Origin of the sequence: Psychromonas marina (genome assembly GCF_030161115.1) — a bacterium.
GTDB classification, from domain to species: Bacteria; Pseudomonadota; Gammaproteobacteria; order Enterobacterales; family Psychromonadaceae; genus Psychromonas; species Psychromonas marina.
Genome location: NZ_BSPQ01000001.1, coordinates 588639 through 607820, shown reverse-complemented (window position 1 = coordinate 607820; position 19182 = coordinate 588639). Strand labels below are relative to the sequence as shown.

The following is a 19182-nucleotide window of genomic DNA, read 5'->3' as shown; positions in this document are numbered from 1 at the left end:
GTAGTGTGGTTGATGAGGTTTTTATGTGTGCGTGCGCTTTATAAGGGTTGCTGTATTTTAAACCTTTGTTTTTGTTGGTGCTGCGTTGTTTTGCTTTTCATGGTATGTGTTTTTTATTTGCTATCTATCTGTTTTGTTAACTATTTTTGTCCTTTTTTTTGCTGAGTGATAGATCACACATAAAGCTTATTGTAGTACAAATATTTTCCAGTGAAAGGTTATAGTTAGCGCATCATGACCACTACTAGAAAAGGGACTAGCCGCATCATTGGTGTGGAGGGTAGGGGAATGTTTACACTATCTAAGCTGATTTGAGACATCTTTCATTTGAACTGTCTTGACAATTACTTTTATTACCATACTGCGTTTATTTAAGCTACGGGCATGAAGGTTAAGCGCCAGAGTTAGCGTTAGAGAAATTAATTAAGTTTATAGTTTATTCAACCTACGGACCTTAACATGTTTAAAAAAACAATCACCGCATTAGCACTAGCTAGCGCAATAATTTCGACTCCTCTTTTTGCTGCAGCTGATGCAATTAAAACCGTTTATTTTGATGCTGAATTGATTGCTGAAAGTAAAGCACGCATTGAAAATGGCACTGCAACGACTGAAGCAAAATCAAGCTACCAACGTCTATTAGAAGAAGCTGATAGCGCAATGAAAGTTGGCTTGATGTCAGTGACAGATAAAACCATGGTGCCGCCAAGTGGTGACATGAATGATTATTACGCGATCAGCCCATACTGGTGGCCAAACCCAGATACTGAAGATGGCCTTCCATGGTTACGTATAGATGGCAAAACTAACCCTGCTTCTAAAACAGATGAAACAGATACTGTACGTATCGGTCTATTTACTCGTTCTGTACGTGCTTTAGGTGTTGCTTACTACTTCTCTGATGAAGAAAAGTACGCAGAACAAGCAGCTAAAATGTTACGCCATTGGTTTATTAATCCAGAAACACGTATGAACCCACATGTACGTTACGCACAGGTTGTACCTGGTGTTGATGATCAACGTCGTAGTGGCATGATCGATTCTCGTAGTTTTTCAGATCGTCTTGTTGATGCCTTAGCATTACTTGAAACTTCTGAGCATTGGACTGAAGCTGATGATGTTGCGATGAAAGCTTGGTTAGGTGAATTCCTAGACTGGTTAATCACATCAGAGCAAGGTACTGCAGAGCTATACTCTCCAAACAACCACGGTACGTGGATGCAAGCTCAAATTGCTGGTATTGCCTACTACATTGGTCGTGAAGATATAGCGCGTATGGCGGTTGCAACAACTAAATGGCGTATCCGTGATCAGTTAAACCGTAAAGGTCAACAATCGGAAGAGTTAGCACGTACACGTGGTTACCATTACAGCTACTTCAACCTAGATGCAATGTCTTACCTTGCACAGTTAGGTGCTAAGTTAGATATCGATATTTGGAACCATGAATATAAAGGACGTAGCATTAAAGTAGGTATTGACTACATTGCTCAGTTCTCAGACGCAAAAGATTGGCCACATAAAGATAATGACGTGAAGAAAGGTCGTTTCCAGAAATACCGTATGCTTACAGTATACAGAAAAGCGGATCTTGCTTGGGGTACTAACCACTATGATGAAGTGATTAAAGAGATTGGTTTCAGCAACGCTGGCATCGATAATCTTTCTCAAGTTTGGGCTGAGCGTGACGCTTACCTAATCTACCCAAAACTTTAATTTATCGTGATACTAGTTGCCTAATTAATTACGTAAATATCAGTCATTAAGAAGGACAAGGAATAGTTTTCTGTAAAGGGTTACTCTTTTACAAAAATTTTAAGGATGAAATAGCTTTTTTAGGCTGTTAGATTAATTAGCGCAAACTGGTTTTAATATTATTAGGGTTGCCCAAAGCAACCCTATATCAGGAGCGCCTCCCCATGAAAAAATTTACCCCTATTGCACTTGCTTTAGCCACTGCAATGTCACTCTCTAGTTTTTATGTACAAGCAGATAGTGCTGTAAAACCAACACTGCTTGCGATACCTCTGTCTGATTCAATCACCGATTTTAGTACCTTAAGTAGCGAACAGTTAGTTGCAGGCTTAAACCGTCCTGCGATTGATCTTGAGTCTATTCAACTTGCAACGCCAGAAGCCGTTGCACAATTAAAATTAGCGATGAGTAATGCACAAGATGGTGAAACAATTACCATCCCAACGGGTCGCTTTGCGGATCTCGGTATTGTTACTATTAATGCCGATAATGTAACAATTAAAGCAGAGCAAGCGGGTGAAACATTATTTACAGGGCTTATTCAGATAGTCGCAAAAGGTGATGGCATTACCCTTGATAGCTTAGTCTTTACTGATGGCGGTCCTGCTGAACGTTTTGGTGCGGTTAGATTACAAGGCAACAAAAACAGCCTAAAGAATTCAACGTTCTATTATTTTAATGAAGATTACGCGTATCAGCCTGATCAGCGCCGTAGTGAGTATCCAAAGTATTTATGGGTATCGCTGTGGGGTAAAGATGCACAAGTAACCAATAACCGTTTCGAAGGTAAGCATAAGCGTGGCACTTTGATTGGTGTGCAAAAAAATATTGATGATAAAGCCGATAATCATATTATTTCGGACAATATCTTTTACTCTCAGAAAAAAAATCAATATAACGAGTTAGATATTAAAAAAGCGATCCGTTACAACGGTAATAGTTGGGAAGCGATTCGTATCGGCGACTCTAAAAGTAGCCAGTGGCCTTCACGTACTCAATTCATCAATAACTTACTGGTAGATTCAGACGGTGAGCGTGAGTTGATCTCAATAAAGTCTAGCGAGAACCGTATTGCGGGTAACACCATTTTCGAAAGTGCATCGATGATCTCACTACGCCACGGTAAAGGGAATGTCGTTGAAGATAATGTGGTTATTGGTAACCTGAAAGATGATACCGGTGGCATTCGAGTTTATGATGAAAATCATATCGTTCGTAATAATTACCTAACTGGTTTACGTGGTTCTGGCGGTAAGATCGCTGGTAATGCTGATGTGCGTGGTGGTGTAGTAATCAATACGGGTATTATTGATGTTGCAAATAACGAGAAACTTGATCAGTCAGTAAAGGGCAAAGAGCTTAATAAACAGTGGACGCCAAAAAATATTAACGTAACAAACAATACTCTGGTTGATGTGGAGTTTGGTATGGTGCACGGAAACCAAAGCCATCGTGTTAGTTTATTTGATAACAGTACTGTTGAAACGATCTATAGCGGTGACAAAGTAACATTTGCCGATAATGTTGTTTTCAATGAGGAAAGTTCTTTGCAAGCATTACGTGCAGATCCGGCGGCTGAGTTAACTAACCCTACCTATAGCAATGAACATTATTTTGGTAGTACAGAAGGTTTTGAAGTATTGCCTGAGGGTATTTCAACAGAAAAGCCAAGTTATAAAATGGTAAACGGTTTTTACCAATTTGAAGGGGCTGGTGCTGATGTGAGCAAGCTGAAGCTATTAACGGCTGATCAGGTTGGCCCAAATTATCGCCTTGTTCCTGCTAAATAAAGGTTAACCTTAGCTCTTTTCACAGATATATCGGGCTAATTAAAAAGTCGCAATGGCAGGTAATGCTATCGCGACTTTTTTGTTTAGCTTATCTTTAACGAATAATAAGTTTGCGTGGTATTAACTCAATGCCCGCTTGATAACGTTTTGCTGATGCATTTAAACCCAGTTCAAGCGCACTATCTGCAATTAATTCATATTGTTGCGATAATGAATTAATCTTTATAGGTAAAAAATCTAATAAACGATTATCACCAAAAGTACCTAGCTTTACCTTAGTCATTAATTCTGGTTGCTCAATCAGCACATCTAAAATACCTTCGAGTAATATATATGATGTGGTAATAATAGCGTCTGGCAGGGTGCCTTCTTTTACCCACTGTTCAAAAATAGCTTTGCCCGTTTCACTATTAAAGTGATCGCCATAGCCGCTAATGCTTAATAGCCCCTGTTGTTTCGCCTGCGCTTCAAAACCAGCATGACGCTGACGTGAAATATTTAATTCTGGTAGGGCACCGATCAAGCCGATCGATTTAACTTCTTGGTTAATAAGTGATCCTGTTAACTCATAGGATCCATCAAAATCTTCACTGATCACACAACCAAAGTATTCGTCATCTAAGGCTCTATCCAGTGCGATGATCGGCGTGCCTTGTTGCTGTATTTTCTGATAGTAGTCACTGCCATCGGGTAGTGCGCTAGCCACAAATAGGGCGTCAATACGGCGACTGAGTAATGCTTTAACGACATTTTTCTCTGTTTCAGGATCATCGTCAGAACAACCGATCAAGATCTGATAACCTGCTTTTCGTGAGTTACTTTCTAATAGCTTAGCTAGTTTTGCATAGCTGCTGTTTTCAAGATCTGGAATGATCAATCCAAAAGATCGACTGCTACCTGCTCGTAATGCTGAGGCTGCGTGGTCAGGTTGATAATTGTGTTTATCAACAACGGCCATTACCCTTAATTGGGTTTTTTCACTAATACGGTATTTCTTTGCTTTGCCATTAATCACATAACTTGCTGTCGTTTTAGAGACACCTGCAAGTTTGGCTATTTGATCTAACGTCATGATGAAGATCCTTTTTTGTCGGCTAGATCATACAAATTTAGATCTAAATGAATTATCACTTGCATTATACGCTGAATCGATTCAGTATTGTAGCTGAAAGGATTCAGCAAAGTTTGAAAGCGTGATATTTATGCTGCTTTTATTGAAAAATAGTCAGTTAGTGCTACTTTTTTTAATAGAAAACATTTGCTGAAATTTTTTTGGATTATTTGCTGAAACGATTCAGCTTGATGTTGGTAGCATGTAAACACCTAATTAAGCGTAACGGATAAAGCAAACCTGAAACCATTTACAAACCAAGCGAGAGGCTAAACCCGATGCTGAAATTAACCAACAATGACATTACGTTACAACAGGTTGCTAATGACAAAACAAGCGCGATTGAAGCGATTGCGAAGCAACTTACCAACAACGGCTTAGTGTCTGAACAGTACGTTAAAGGCATGCTAAACCGTGAACAACAAAACTCGACATTTTTGGGTAATGGTATTGCCATCCCTCATGGCACTACTGATACTCGAGATTTAGTGAATAAAACCGGTGTTGCAGTACATCATTTTCCAGAAGGAGTGAATTGGGGAGATGGAAACATCGCCTATGTCGCGATTGGTATTGCAGCAAAATCCGATCAGCATCTGGGAATATTAAAGCAACTCACTAAGGTGCTTTCCTCTGATGGGGTAGAGGAGAAGTTAAAACAGGCTAAAAGCAAAGATGACATCATCGCACTGTTAAATGGCGATGTGCAGTTTGAAGCAGATTTTAATAGTGAATTAGTGCAATTAAACTTTCCGGTAACTGACATGATTCAGATGAGCGCGGTAGCTGGTGGCTTATTAAAAAATAGTGGCAATGTAGAAAGTAAATTTGTTGCGGAGATCGTGACTAAAGCACCCACTCATTTAGGTCAGGGGGTTTGGCTAGTAAGTAGCAATAAAGGTGTTAAGCGTTCGGGGATGTCTATTCTAACAACGTCTGAGTCATGTGAGTTTAATGATTTACCAATCGTTGGATTAATTGCTATTGCTGCTTGTAATGGCACCCACCGTTCATTGCTAACAACAATTAGTCAGCTCGTTTTTGAACAACAGCAGGCTAAATTATTAACCTCTACTGCAGAGCAGTTAGTTGAGCTGTTCGAACAGGAAGAAGATGCCTTATTAACTGAGGTTGATGACGCTAATGTCCGCTCATTTAAAATCAATAACGCTCACGGTTTACATGCTCGCCCAAGTGCAATGTTAGTGGCTGCGGTTAAGAAATATAACTCAAAAATTACCGTTAAGAATGTTGATGGTGAAGCAAAATTTGTGGATGCGAAGAGCTTAATGAAAGTGATTGGCTTAGGCGTTAAACATGGAGATACCTTAACATTTAGTGCCGATGGCGATGATGCACAACAGGCACTTGCTGGTATCGGTGAAGCGATCGCTTCAGGCTTGAGTGAGGGGTAATTATTATGAGTCAGTTAGAGTCCGCGACCAATAAGGTCGTCACAATCACGCTTAATCCCGCTTTAGATTTAACGGGAAGTCTTGATACGCTAAACGTTGGTTCAGTGAGCTTAGCCAATAAAGGTTCTTTACACCCTGCAGGTAAAGGGGTGAATGTTGCCAAGGTACTTTCTGAGTTGGGTGCTGAAGTAACCGTAACTGGTTTTTTAGGTCGCGATAACCAACAAAGTTTTTGTCAGTTATTTTCGGATCTTAATGTAAATGATGCGTTTATTCGTGTCGATGGCGCGACGCGCATTAACGTCAAACTGGTCGAGCAAAGCGGTCAAGTAAGCGATATTAATTTCCCGGGTGTTGACGTTTCTGCAGAAGCGATTTCTGAATTTGAAACGTGCTTATTTGAGCTTGCCAAAACGCATCAGTTTTTTGTCTTGGCGGGTAGTTTACCAAAGGGTATTTCTCCTGAGTTGTGTGCAAGCTGGATATCCAAACTGCATAACATGGGTAAGAAAGTTATTTTTGACAGTAGCCGTGCTGCGTTGGCAGCGGGTTTAGAAGCGCATCCTTGGTTAATTAAACCTAATGATGAAGAACTTGCTGAATTTGTTGGTCGTGATTTAGCGTCACCTGCAGCTTGTCAGCAAGCAGCGACGGATCTTGCTGATAAAGGTATTGAAAATATTGTTGTTTCATTAGGCTCACAAGGCGTGATGTGGTTGACAAAAGATGAGCAAGCGAATGATTTATGGCGTTACGCACAGCCCCCAAAAATGAAAGTTGTGAGCACGGTTGGCGCTGGTGATACGTTAGTAGCAGGTTTGTGTTGGGGTCATATGAAAGGATGGCAAGCGGAGCGAACACTCACTTTTTCCACCGCACTTTCAGCACTCGCTGTTTCACAGGTAGGCGTTGGCGTACCCAGTATTGATGCAGTAACAGAATTACAAAAACAGATAACGCAAATTAATCCTATTTCATCAAACGTGTAATGACGTTTAATAAATACCTAAAGGACTTATTATGAAAAACATAGCTATTGTAACTGCATGCCCAAGTGGCGTTGCAAACAGTATTATTGCTGCTGGACTATTAAAGCAAGCAAGTGCGAAATTAAATCTGCAAGCAACGATTGAGTGTCAATCTACAGTGATGCCCGTCGAGGTTTTAACTGTGGCACAAATAGAGGCCGCCGATGTCATTATTATTGCAACAAACAGCGATATTGATAGCACTCGTTTTATCGGTAAAAAAGTATATCAAAGTGCGATTTCTGATTGCACAAGCGATCCACAAGCATGGCTACAAAATGCGATTGACGCAGCAAAACCATTAACCGCTGCTAATGCAAGTCGTGGTGCTGTTGTACTTGCAAGTGGAGATACTGATGGCCCTAAAAAAATCGTAGCGATTACTGCTTGTCCAACCGGTGTAGCTCATACCTTTATGGCGGCTGAAGCATTAAATGACCAAGCCAAAGCACTTGGTCATATTATTAAAGTAGAAACACGTGGTTCGGTAGGCGCGAAAAACCAATTAACAGACCAAGATATTAGCGATGCCGATTTAGTGATTATCGCTGCTGATATTGAAGTGCCATTAGATCGTTTTAATGGCAAGCGCCTGTATAAAACAAGTACCAGTTTAGCGCTTAAGAAAACTCAGCAAGAGATTAATAAAGCCTTTGCTGAAGCGACACCATTTCAAGCGACAGGTAACTCAAGTTCAGCGCAAACAGAAGAGAAAAAAGGTGTCTATAAACACCTTATGACGGGTGTTTCGCACATGTTACCGGTGGTTATCGCGGGCGGTCTATTAATCGCCTTATCATTTGTATTTGGTATTGAAGCGTTTAAAGAGGAAGGTTCTATTGCTGCAACCTTAATGGATATCGGTGGCGGTGCTGCCTTTGCATTAATGATTCCTGTATTAGCTGGTTTTATTGCATTCTCTATTGCGGATCGTCCTGGTTTAGCTCCTGGTTTGATTGGCGGTATGTTAGCAAGCCAATTAGGTGCTGGTTTCTTAGGTGGTATTGCGGCAGGTTTCATTGCCGGTTATGCAGCAAAATTTATCGCTGATAAAGTCTCACTTCCACAATCGATGGAAGCACTTAAACCGATATTAATTATTCCTTTTGTCGCGAGTTTGTTTACTGGCTTAGTGATGATTTATGTTGTTGGTGGCCCGGTTGCTGCGATTATGACTGGATTGACTGAGTTCTTAACCAACATGGGATCTGCCAATGCAGTGATGTTAGGTGTGGTACTTGGTTGCATGATGTGTTTCGATTTGGGTGGTCCAGTTAATAAGGCCGCTTACACATTTGGTGTTGGTCTATTAGCTTCTCAGTCTTACGGCCCGATGGCGGCAATCATGGCGGCGGGTATGGTGCCTGCATTAGGCATGGGCTTAGCAACTTTCCTTGCAAAGAAAAAGTTTGAAGCGAGCGAACAGGAAGCGGGTAAAGCATCCTTTGTATTAGGTTTATGTTTCATCTCTGAAGGTGCTATTCCATTTGCGGCTAAAGACCCAATGCGTGTTATTCCTGCTTGTATGGCGGGTGGTGCACTAACAGGTGGTTTATCTATGTTGTTTGGTGCAGAGTTATTAGCACCTCATGGTGGCCTATTTGTACTGTTGATTCCAAATGCTATTTCACCGGTATTAATGTACTTAGTGGCGATTGCAGCGGGTACTGCAGTAACTGGCTTTAGTTACGCGTTCTTGAAAAAAAGTGCGGATGCAAAACTGGCGGTAGCTGCTTAGTTTTCAATGTAATAAAAGCTTAAATAATACAAAGGCAGTGACACATAGTATGTGTTACTGCCTTTTTTTGTTAAATAGATAATAGTTAAAATGTTATTCGCTGTTTTACGTTACTTAAATATGTCACGTCTTTGTGCAATAACGACAATGCAATTATCGGTCATTTTTCAGTCAAGCGAAACAGTGACCGGGATTGTATATTGTCGAAAGGTAGGAAGGTGATATTGAAAGTAAAGGTCGTGCTAATAAACAGCCCGATCGGGCTGTTTATTAATAAAGTAAAAACTAATCGTCGATACTAATTACACTAACATCAGTTGATGAATCAGGATCATCGATTGCGACTAATGTTGTAATGGTGCCTGCTTTAAAATCTAACATCACAGGACCAATAGCGATTGTGCTCATATCACCAGCAGGGGTTACCATCACGTAAGCTTCTCCAGCCATGATAGATAAAAGAGTGGTATCACCTTTATAGGCTATATCAGCAATCATCGTATCATCATCACTTACCATATCATCACTACTAACATAAATATCAACATTACCTGCTAGCGTCGATGCGTGAATAGCACGTACTTTTGCTTCTGTTGCAACGCGACGTTTATCATCTACAACTACGTATAACTCATCATTTTCAGTTGCATCTCCTAAATTGCCAATGGCAATTGCCGTGTAACTCATTGCATTATCTAATGTTGTGGTTAACGTTAATGCATCAACAACATCCGTTGTACCAGTAGGCGCAGCATTAAAGGTATATTCAGCTGCAGGAAGTGTTAGATAGTCAGTAAATGCTTTGAAGTCTAAATTATACAGCGCACTATCCATTGCTGGTACATCGCCATTTACCCACACATCAACTGCGGGCGCATCGGAAATAGTGTGTACCACACGTATATCACTGCCTGTATTAATGTCATGGGCAACGACTGTGCTACTACCTGTATCAATGACTAGTGCAACAGGTGCATCTCCACCTGCGGTATTATTGGTTGCTAATGCGACCCAGTCTGAGCCTGCAGGTACATTAACTTCTCCAGAGTCATAATAAACAACACTGCTATCATTCGGGTCAGTAATTCGAATTTGGTAGTCGCCAGCGGGTACTTCGACGGCTTCTGTACTGTCTTTATAGACAATATCATCTGCGAATGGGGTTGCAGCGCTCAACTCTGCATTAAAGGCGGTGATAAATACATCAACCATGGGAGCATCGGGAGCACTATGGATGGCTTGTACTCGTGCACCTGTTGGTACCATGTAGTCACGCGTTACAATTAATGGCATAAATGCCATCTCTTCACCACTACCTAGCAATGCCGCTTTGCCAGTCGCAATGACGTTGTATTCAGTATCAGCCATTAAATCTAAAGCCGTCTCTGGTAATACCGTCACAGTGGTTTTATCGGGTAAAATCGCTTCTATCTGTACAGTATGTGCGCCAGAGGAAACACTAACTTGACCAGAACTCTGTTGATAATCAACGCCCTCTAATGCTTTTTCACCATCTAACCAAACATCTACTTTGGGTGCATCTGGAGAAGCGTGAAATACACGTAAATAACTCATACCGTCATCATTACTGTTGCTACTGTTACACGCGGTTAATGTCGTTGCTATAACCGACGCTAAAATTAATTTAGTTGCATTTCTCATCTTCTCTCTCCATTGATTAGTGTCTAATTGGATACGCACTTTTCTTTCAAATGGATCAAAATAAGTTGTTTTTTTGAACAAAAAATCAATATTGATAAGCGTTGAAAATATTCAATTATTGTTAATTAATCGATAAGCTATTATTTTAGCTATCTATTTTTTGTGTTACGGATAGGGGGGAATAAGAATTGTTTTTTTTATAAAATATAAACGAAAAAGCCAATCAACAAATGATTGGCTTTTGGATTGCTATCGCTTATTCGCTCTGCTGTGATTACCAGTTCTGGTGCTTATAAAGTGCATTGTAGTAAAGATGAGCATAATGTTTAGCTGCATCAGACCAGTAGAAATGTGATCGCATCGCTTGTGTTTTCAGGCGCAACATCTCTTCTGGGTGCTCGACGTAAAGCAGTAAAACACGGCGTAATAGATTGAGTAATTGATTAGGATTTGGATCATAAAATACAAAGCCATTTGCATGCTCTGGATCTTGATCATAATCGAGTACGGTATCTTTTAGACCACCTACACCACGTACAATCGGTAACGTACCGTACGCAAGGCTATATAATTGATTCAAACCGCAGGGTTCAAAAATAGAAGGCATCATGAAGAAATCGGCGCCAGCCTCAACCATATGTGACAGTTTGTTACTGTAGATATCGATAAATTTAAATTTATCTGGGTAGTGACTCATAATGGCATTAAGTTGCCCTGTGATTGCAGGATCTCCGGAGCCAACAATGACCAGCTGTAGGTTATGTTTTAATAATCTATCTAGCATAGGAATGATTAAACCAAAGCCTTTTTGGTCTGTTAAACGACATACCATACCAAATACAGGATGATCACTAACCGGTAACCCGACCTCTTTCTGTAGTGCTTCTTTACAGATTGCTTTGCCACTTAAATCATCGGCACTGAAATTAGCGGGGATATAGGTATCGGTTTCAGGATTCCAATCATTATAATCACAGCCGTTTAATATACCCTCGAAATCGTGTATGCGTGATAAGAAGTGATTCGACATACCGTGTGAACCTAAGGTCGTAAGTAATTCGCTAGCATAATTAGGGCTAACGGTATTAATTTTATCACTGTAAGTAAGGCCAACTTTAAGGTAATTGATGTAGTTATAATTTTCTAGAACACGCTCGTCCATGCAAGAACTTACTTCGGGAATGAGGTTAAGTTGTGATTTATCAAAAATCCCTTGATAGCATGCGTTGTGTGTTGTTAGTACGGTTTTTGTATGCGTAAAACGGTAATGATCATGGTAGCGTGTTTTAAGCAGGTAAGGAATTAAGCCGGTATGCCAATCATTACAGTGGATAATGTCGGGAGTGAAATCATCCGCTTCACAGGTTTGTAACGCAGCTAAACAGAAAAAAGCAAAACGTTCGCCGTTATCTTGGTAAGCATGATTATCTTCACCATATAATCCAGCACGATCAAAATAGTGCTCATTATCAATAGCTAACACTGGGATACCGTCAAGATCTAATTGTTGTACTTGAAATTGTACATCAGGACGAGAGTAATCAGTATTGAGGGTTAAATTGAAGCGGTGTTGGGCATGTTCACGATGATTAATAGTACGGTAGAAAGGGGTGATGATTTTAACTTCATGGCCTAGGTTGCGTAATTCGATAGGCAGAGATTTTGCAACATCAGCAAGCCCCCCTGTTTTTGAGAACTCTTCTACTTCTGACGAGACAAAAAGAATCTTTAATTTACGATTATCCAACGGAAACTCCTTCTAGTACCAAATAAGATTAATAAATTCATGTGCTAGCGATTATAACGTAGGTTAGTAAGGTTATAAAATTAATATGATGTATCACCTAATTGGGTGATAAATGCTAATACAGAGATAAAAATATTTTTTGGGATAAAAAATAAAAGCCACAGTGAACTGTGGCTTATTGAGTGTAAAATTTGTTATTGATTAAAAACCAATCCTAGCGCCTTTCGGGATAACAACAATGCCCTCATCGGAAACAGTGAAACGTTTTCTATCTTCTTCTAAATTAACACCAATTTGTATGTTATCAGCAATTTTCACATCTTTATCGACAATTACTTTTGTCAAAATACAGTTGCTGCCTACCTTCGTATCGCCTAATAAGACAGACTCATAAATATTGGTATTTGTACCAACAAAACAGTTAGAGCCAAGTACTGATTTTTTAATCGTTGCACCTGAAATGTGACAGCCATCAGAGATCAAAGATTGGCGGATCGTACAGATAAACTGCTCACTATCACGGAAGCTTGCTGGTGGTAGAGCCGGGTAGTGAGTATGCATCGGCCATTTACGGTTATAAAGAGAGATTGCTGGCTCTGCTTTAACCAGATCCATATTTGCTTCCCAGTATGACTCGATAGTACCTACATCACGCCAGTAAGTTTCACCTACTTCGCCATCAATCGTATTCGTTGTGAAGTCATATACAAACACTTTACCCTGTGGGTAAAGTTGTGGAATGATATCTTTACCGAAATCATGGCTTGAATTTGCATCTGCAGCATCACGAATTAACTCTGCTTGTAGTGCTTGTGAGTCAAATACATAGTTGCCCATTGATGCTAATACATGGTCAGGATCACCAGGAATTGTTTTTGCGTCTGCAACTGATGGTTTTTCTTCAAAACCGATCATGCGTCCTTCAGCATCTACTTCGATAATACCAAAGTGGTACGCTTGCTCTTTTGGTAAGCGAATCGCTGAAACGGTCAATACCGCTTCTTTTTCTTGGTGATAAGCTATTTTCTGGCGGATATCCATTTTGTAGATATGATCACTACCAAAAATACACACTAAATCAGCTTCGTCTGACGCAATAAACTGTAGATTTTGGTAAATCGCATCTGCTGTACCGCTATACCAGTGCTTGCCTGTACGCATTTGCGCAGGAATCGCATCAATAAAGGTATCGGTAATACTGTTTAATGCCCATGCTTTATTAAGGTGTTCATTAAGTGATTGTGATTTGAACTGTGTTAATACATAAATACGTAACAGAGAAGAGTTCACGAAATTGTTTAATACACAATCCACTAAACGATAACTTCCGCCAAAAGGCACAGAAGGTTTAGTGCGAGACTGCGTTAAAGGATAAAGTCGAGAGCCTTCGCCACCCGCTAAAATCATAGATAAAACTTTTGCCATATTAAAACCTATATAAGTAGTGGGGGTTAAAAACCAACTCTTGTGTTTTTCGCGATAACAACAACACCATTATCAGAGACGGTGAAATGCTTTCTATCTTCTTCTAGGTTTTCACCAATGACTGTACCGGGAGCAATTTCAACATTTTTATCGAGAATAACTTTGTAAAGTCGAGAGCCCGCACCTATTTTTGCATTGCCTAAGAAAACGCTATCTTTAACAACCACGCCTTTACATAGATGTGAACGGAAACCAAGAATTGAGTTCTCAATCTTTGCACCATTAATATATGAACCTGCTCCAATTAACGATTTCGAAACATCACTTACTGTATCAGAAGTGTCACGGAATGTTGCTGGTGGCAGTGGTGGATGATAGGTATGCAGTGGCCATTTTTTGTTATATAACGAAAACGGCGTATCATCTGCGATTAGGTCCATGTGTGCATCCCAGTATGAGTCGATAGTACCTACATCACGCCAGTAAGCCGTTTTTGGCTCGCCTTCAATATAGTTATCACTCAGCTTGTAGATGAATACGTCACCTTTAGGGTAAAGCTTACCAATAATATCTTTACCGAAGTCATGACTTGAATCTTCATCTTTGGCATCTTCATATAACTCTTTGAGTAATACGTCAGATTTGAAAATATAGTTACCCATTGAAGCAAGTACATGCTCAGGGTCACCTGGGATTGTTTTCGCATCTTCTACTTTTGGTTTTTCTTCAAAACCAATCATGCGACCCTCTTCATCAATTTCGATAATGCCAAAATGATAAGCTTCAGATTTTAATACTCGAATAGCGGCAACGGTTAAAGAGCCCTGTTTTTCTTTATGGAATTCGACCATCTGCTGCACATCCATTTTATAGATGTGATCACTACCAAAAATACAAACATGGTCAGGCGCGCTTTTTTCTATGAAACGTGCATTTTGATAGATGGCATCAGCGGTGCCGCTGTACCAGTTTTTATTAACACGTTGCTGAGCTGGGATAGGTTCGATGAATCGGTTAGAGATGCCAGATAAACGCCAAGCTTTACGTAGATGGATATTTAATGATTGAGATTTAAACTGCGTTAACACATATATTTTCATTAAATCTGCATTAACAAAGTTATTTAATGCAAAATCAACAAGTCGGTAGTTACCGCCAAAAGGTACAGCAGGTTTTGTTCTCGTGGACGTTAACGGGTAAAGGCGCGAACCTTCCCCGCCCGCAAGAATCATAGCAAGAATGCCAGACATAAATGTCTCCAGAATAAAAGGAATAAGGTGTCAGAAATTGTGTTTGCAACTTAATCTACTTGAAGCCTAGAAACAGTATCAAAAAATATAAAATTATTAAAGTGAAATGAATCGTAACATTTGATTATTTATTGATGCACATCAAGAGTTTAAACTTATTGTTTTGTTGATGTGTGTTAAGTGAACTATAAGCAGTTGTCAACAAAGGCTCATAACGAAGGAATTTATTGGCTACGATCAACAATGTCCCTTGCTTGGTTAGGTGGCTAGGTGATTGATTGATAAAAGTTTCTGCTGCTACGTAATTGGTTTTCTTACCCGAATGGAAAGGAGGGTTAGAAATCAGCGTGTTATAAACTTTTTCTATGTTTGAAAAGACGTTTGAAGCAAAAACATTAGCGTTAAGTTTATTTTTTGTCAGCGTTAATTTGGCACTGGCTAAAGCATAAGCATTTATGTCAACCATATCTATCTCGGAATCAGGGAAGCAGCTTTTGATATAACAGCCAATAACACCCGCACCACAACCAAAATCAAGTACTTTTCCTTTTAGGTTCTTAGGCAAATTTTGTAATAATAGTTCAGTCCCTTTATCAAGCTCACCATGACTAAATACACCGGGTAGAGAGCAGATCTGTAGTGCTGTATCATTTACTGTAACGGTATAGTTTTTAACCCAATCGCTTTGTTTAAACGGGGCAACTTGCTGCGCTAATTCACAATATAGTAGTGAACAATGGCGGGCAGAATCGATAATATTAACGTTATTAGCATAGGGTTTTAGTAACGAACCTGCGCTTTTAATGCCAACTTTCTTCTCGCCAACTAAAATAATTGCGGCGCCTTGCTCTAGGTGAGGCGTTAAATTTGCAAGAAGGTATTGAACTTCTTGCTTGGCTTTAGGGACAAAGATAAGAAGCAAATTAAATTTTTTATTTTTATCTTCAGTGCCTTGGTAGTTATCGGTAAATAATCGAGTTGATTCTGACAGGCGATCATTAAGTGCACTAAAGTAACGATAGTCGCTAAAGCAAAAGGTACTTGAGTTAGCAAGAGATTGTAAATGCAGCGGGTAGTTATCATCGATGTTACCCGCGACTAAAATATTTTTACCCTCAAAAAGTGCTTCATTACGCTGTAATAGCTGGCTTGGGTTTGAATATACGTTATTTGTGACTGACATTTACTGTTCCTGTTATTGACTTTTTCTAGTTCATGATAGTGTACACTTTTCACAAGATTAATTTGTCAAACTTATTATTAAACACAATATTTTATTATAGCGTTCAGGGATTAAATGAAATTTACGGATAAATTTACCTTTATCACCACCACGGTGGTATTAAGCTGTATCGCGCTTATTTTAGTCGGAGGACTTTTTAGCCTACGATCACTCACTCTGCAGTATCACCATAATAAAATTGATGGTGTGGTTCAGGTGATTGAGTCGCAGCTTGATAAGCATGTCGAAAGAAAAGAGTTCGATGTTTGGTTGCCAGATCTTTTAGATGCATCAGGCATTGTCCGTTTGCAGATCAAGCATAAAGATAAAGTATTATTTCAAAACTATTATGAAAATCGCCACTTTTTCCCTGATAATTTACTAATACGTTATCAATATGAACTGGACCGTTATCCAGATGTCGCGCTTATTTTACATACCCGCCAACCCTTCGATTCATTGAAGTTTACTGTTGTTCCCCTATTGGGCGTTAGCGCCGCTATTTTAATTAGCTTATTACTACTCGGCTTTTCTATGCATTGGATAAAAAAGCAGTTTAGAGGTGCTGAATTATTGGAAAAGAGAGCTAAGTATATTTTGCAAAATAACTCAACTGCGCGAGTTGGTTCCGCAGGTGAGTGGCCAAAATCAGCAAGTAAAGCACTTGATATACTTAACAAAAAGCTTGATGAAAGTAAGAAGGAGCGTAGCTATTTCGATGAACATATTCGTAGTAAAGCATTTTTAGATGAAACTACTGGTATCGGTAACCGCTTAGCCTTTGAAAATCAATTAGACGCCACGGCGGTTGATGCGGTTATCTTTTCAAGTGCATTATTGCAAATTAAACTTAATGAATTAGAAGCGATTCAGGAGCGTTACGGGAAAGAAAAGCGTAATAAATTCTTATTGCAGGTGACGGAATTATTGAAGGAGTTTACGACTCGCTATGTCGACCCTTTTTATGGGCGAACCGATAAAGCGGAGTTCTCACTCATTCTTCCACAAATGTCCTATGAAGAGGCGGAGGTATCGGCAAAACAGTTAACTAAATTACTGCTGCAATTACAGTTGCCTGAAGAGTTCGATATTGATGAATTTTTCCATATTGGTGTGGTTAATTTTTATTATGGTGAAAAACCGCAGTCGATTATGGAAGATCTAAATCGTGCCTCTTTAATTGCTAAACACCAGAAAAGTAGCGGGTGGTTCTTAGAGGAACAAGAAGTTAAACAGACCAGTTTGCTAAAAGGGACGGTGAGATGGCGATCATTATTAGAAGGGGTTCTGGAGAAAGATACATTATTAATTTATCGCCAACCCCTTGTTTTGAGAGATGGTAACAGAGAACTTTACTCTGAGCTGTGGCCACGTATTACAGGTTATGATGGCGAGGTGATTGCTGCGGGTGTATTCCTTCCGATGGCTGAAAAGTGTGGTTTACAGCATCACTTTGAACATTTAATGCTGCAAAAAGTGCTGACCTTGTTATCTGATCGTGGCGATAGAAGTGCGCCGATTGCGATTAACCTGAGTAGTGCCATTCTATTAGATAGAAGACGGATGAAATGGTTTACCTTTGAATTATTGCAATTACGTAAAGTATTAAGATCTAACCTCGTCGTGGAGATCGCTGAACAAGTTGTCGTCGATAATTACGACACCCTGCGTAATGTCTTAATTGGGTTACAGAAAGTTGGCTGTAAAATCGCTATCGATAATGTCGGAAAATCGATTGTGAATACCGCATATATTATAGATTTTTCAATAGATTACTTAAAACTTCACCCTGGTTTAGTGCGTGATATTAATCTTCGTAAAACCAATCAAACCGCGTTACAAAGCTTAATGGCCAGTTGCTTAAACAGCCCAACTAAAGTGATCGCAGTTGGGGTTGAGAATATTGATGAATGGAAATGTTTGCTTAAAATGGGCATTTTTGCAGGGCAAGGCCCGCTTTTTTCTATCGCGAGGCCATTGTATCTGTGCAAAGAGTAAGCACTAGTTGGGCTATTTTTTATTACGTTTATCTTTTTGTTGCTGTAACCCTTGGAGTCCTTGCAGACCACCGGTATGCAAGGCGATAATATTGTCTCCAGCACTAAAGTAATCCTGTTTAATTAACTCAAACAGCGCATAAAACATCTTGCCTGTATAAATTGGTTCAATAGGGATGGTCGTCTGTTGTTCAAAGGCTAAACAAAACTCCGCTAATGGAGGTGATACCTTTGCATAACCTCCTCCATGGTATTGCGTATGTAGCTGCCAAGGAACGGTTATTTTTTTGTTAGCCTGCGCTAATAATTGGACGACTTGTTGATTCAAATACTCTGCTTGTTTTAAAACAGCAATACCGGTTACCTTCGTCTGATTGTTGTTAACCTCTGAAAACCCTGCGATTAAGCCGGCTAGGGTGCCGCCACTACCCGTCGCTGTGATAATGTGATCGACATTCTTTTCAGTCTGAGTATTTATTTCATGACAAAGCTCACTAACCCCTGTTATCGCCTGCGCGTTGCTACCTCCTTCTGGTACAATGATAGCATCAGAAAAACGCTGCTGTAGTTTTTGTAGGTAGGCTGAATCAGCACGATCTCTGTATTCTTGGCGGGTGACAAAATGCAGTTGCATCCCCCATCGTTGAGCCTGTTTAAGGGTTGGATTATTCGCGTAGTGAGGTTCCCCTCGAATGATTGCGCTTGTCTTGAACCCTAAATAATAACCGGCAGCAGCGAGTGCATGAATATGATTTGAGTAAGCACCACCAAAGCTGACAATATGATCTATTCCTGATTTTCTTGCTGCGATCAGATTAAATTTTAATTTACGCCATTTATTACCTGAAATATGCGTATGCAAAAGGTCATCCCTTTTTACACTGACATTGATATTCTTAGCGGTTAGTATTGGGTGGTTAATGACCTGAACAGGAGAAGGAGAGATAAGTTCCTGTAATTTTTGCTGTAAATCAGAAAGTGATTTTTGTTCCATTTTATGGCGAACTTTATATATATTAAAAATAAAAATAATACTTTATCT

General features: G+C 39.7%; 13 protein-coding genes. 6 read left to right on the top strand and 7 right to left on the bottom strand.

What is annotated here, in order from left to right; genetic code table 11:
* Positions 1–459: 459 nt before the first annotated feature.
* Both QQK09_RS02905 and QQK09_RS02900 read left to right on the top strand, forming a co-directional pair.
* Positions 460–1716 carry an alginate lyase family protein gene (locus tag QQK09_RS02905; RefSeq protein WP_284202615.1) on the top strand — a complete coding sequence of 419 codons (1257 nt, stop codon included), beginning with the start codon at positions 460–462 and terminating at the stop codon, positions 1714–1716.
* A gap of 203 nt (positions 1717–1919) precedes the next feature.
* Entirely contained in the window at positions 1920–3545 is a 1626-nt protein-coding gene (locus QQK09_RS02900; RefSeq protein WP_284202614.1) for a polysaccharide lyase 6 family protein, read from the top strand.
* A 94-nt stretch (positions 3546–3639) separates the two neighbouring features.
* Here the strand turns inward: QQK09_RS02900 and cra are convergent, their stop codons facing one another.
* Positions 3640–4617, bottom strand: a complete 978-nt coding sequence (gene cra / locus QQK09_RS02895; RefSeq protein ID WP_284202613.1) for a catabolite repressor/activator — start codon at positions 4615–4617, stop codon at positions 3640–3642.
* Between the two features lie 317 nt (positions 4618–4934).
* Here cra and fruB point away from each other — a divergent pair, with 317 nt between their 5' ends.
* The 3 genes from fruB to fruA are packed head-to-tail and all read left to right on the top strand — an operon-like array spanning position 4935 to position 8837.
* The gene (gene fruB, locus QQK09_RS02890) at positions 4935–6071 is read left to right on the top strand and encodes a fused PTS fructose transporter subunit IIA/HPr protein (RefSeq protein WP_284202612.1); all 1137 of its coding nucleotides are present in this window, start codon (positions 4935–4937) and stop codon (positions 6069–6071) included.
* Between the two features lie 5 nt (positions 6072–6076).
* Positions 6077–7060: a 1-phosphofructokinase gene (pfkB, locus tag QQK09_RS02885; protein ID WP_284202611.1), complete on the top strand. Its 984-nt coding sequence runs from the start codon at positions 6077–6079 to the stop codon at positions 7058–7060.
* A 31-nt stretch (positions 7061–7091) separates the two neighbouring features.
* Complete coding sequence (gene fruA, locus QQK09_RS02880; protein ID WP_284202610.1) at positions 7092–8837, top strand: PTS fructose transporter subunit IIBC; 1746 nt, start codon at positions 7092–7094, stop codon at positions 8835–8837.
* 285 nt (positions 8838–9122) lie between these two features.
* Here the strand turns inward: fruA and QQK09_RS02875 are convergent, their stop codons facing one another.
* The 5 genes from QQK09_RS02875 to rsmC all read right to left on the bottom strand — a co-directional run bounded on the left by QQK09_RS02875 (position 9123) and on the right by rsmC (position 16104).
* Complete coding sequence (locus tag QQK09_RS02875) at positions 9123–10499, bottom strand: DUF4397 domain-containing protein (protein WP_284202609.1); 1377 nt, start codon at positions 10497–10499, stop codon at positions 9123–9125.
* 274 nt (positions 10500–10773) lie between these two features.
* Complete coding sequence (gene glgA, locus QQK09_RS02870; protein WP_284202608.1) at positions 10774–12246, bottom strand: glycogen synthase GlgA; 1473 nt, start codon at positions 12244–12246, stop codon at positions 10774–10776.
* A gap of 201 nt (positions 12247–12447) precedes the next feature.
* Positions 12448–13671, bottom strand: coding sequence for a glucose-1-phosphate adenylyltransferase (gene glgC, locus QQK09_RS02865; RefSeq protein ID WP_284202607.1), 1224 nt, complete (start codon positions 13669–13671; stop codon positions 12448–12450).
* A gap of 26 nt (positions 13672–13697) precedes the next feature.
* Complete coding sequence (gene glgC, locus QQK09_RS02860; protein WP_284202606.1) at positions 13698–14921, bottom strand: glucose-1-phosphate adenylyltransferase; 1224 nt, start codon at positions 14919–14921, stop codon at positions 13698–13700.
* A gap of 124 nt (positions 14922–15045) precedes the next feature.
* Positions 15046–16104 carry a 16S rRNA (guanine(1207)-N(2))-methyltransferase RsmC gene (gene rsmC, locus QQK09_RS02855; protein WP_284202605.1) on the bottom strand — a complete coding sequence of 353 codons (1059 nt, stop codon included), beginning with the start codon at positions 16102–16104 and terminating at the stop codon, positions 15046–15048.
* 114 nt (positions 16105–16218) lie between these two features.
* Between rsmC and QQK09_RS02850 the strand changes: the two genes are divergently transcribed.
* Entirely contained in the window at positions 16219–18141 is a 1923-nt protein-coding gene (locus tag QQK09_RS02850) for an EAL domain-containing protein (protein ID WP_284202604.1), read from the top strand.
* A 12-nt stretch (positions 18142–18153) separates the two neighbouring features.
* Here the strand turns inward: QQK09_RS02850 and QQK09_RS02845 are convergent, their stop codons facing one another.
* Positions 18154–19134 carry a 1-aminocyclopropane-1-carboxylate deaminase/D-cysteine desulfhydrase gene (locus tag QQK09_RS02845; RefSeq protein ID WP_284202603.1) on the bottom strand — a complete coding sequence of 327 codons (981 nt, stop codon included), beginning with the start codon at positions 19132–19134 and terminating at the stop codon, positions 18154–18156.
* Between the last annotated feature and the right edge of the window lie 48 nt (positions 19135–19182).

What these genes read in the sequence shown, in the direction of transcription:
- QQK09_RS02875 (WP_284202609.1), bottom strand. Translation starts at nt 10,499, where the DNA reads ATGAGAAATGCAACTAAATTAATTTTAGCGTCGGTTATAGCAACGACA.
- fruB (WP_284202612.1), top strand. Translation starts at nt 4,935, where the DNA reads ATGCTGAAATTAACCAACAATGACATTACGTTACAACAGGTTGCTAAT.
- pfkB (WP_284202611.1), top strand. Translation starts at nt 6,077, where the DNA reads ATGAGTCAGTTAGAGTCCGCGACCAATAAGGTCGTCACAATCACGCTT.
- QQK09_RS02900 (WP_284202614.1), top strand. Translation starts at nt 1,920, where the DNA reads ATGAAAAAATTTACCCCTATTGCACTTGCTTTAGCCACTGCAATGTCA.
- QQK09_RS02845 (WP_284202603.1), bottom strand. Translation starts at nt 19,134, where the DNA reads ATGGAACAAAAATCACTTTCTGATTTACAGCAAAAATTACAGGAACTT.
- QQK09_RS02850 (WP_284202604.1), top strand. Translation starts at nt 16,219, where the DNA reads ATGAAATTTACGGATAAATTTACCTTTATCACCACCACGGTGGTATTA.
- glgC (WP_284202606.1), bottom strand. Translation starts at nt 14,921, where the DNA reads ATGTCTGGCATTCTTGCTATGATTCTTGCGGGCGGGGAAGGTTCGCGC.
- cra (WP_284202613.1), bottom strand. Translation starts at nt 4,617, where the DNA reads ATGACGTTAGATCAAATAGCCAAACTTGCAGGTGTCTCTAAAACGACA.
- glgC (WP_284202607.1), bottom strand. Translation starts at nt 13,671, where the DNA reads ATGGCAAAAGTTTTATCTATGATTTTAGCGGGTGGCGAAGGCTCTCGA.
- fruA (WP_284202610.1), top strand. Translation starts at nt 7,092, where the DNA reads ATGAAAAACATAGCTATTGTAACTGCATGCCCAAGTGGCGTTGCAAAC.
- QQK09_RS02905 (WP_284202615.1), top strand. Translation starts at nt 460, where the DNA reads ATGTTTAAAAAAACAATCACCGCATTAGCACTAGCTAGCGCAATAATT.
- rsmC (WP_284202605.1), bottom strand. Translation starts at nt 16,104, where the DNA reads ATGTCAGTCACAAATAACGTATATTCAAACCCAAGCCAGCTATTACAG.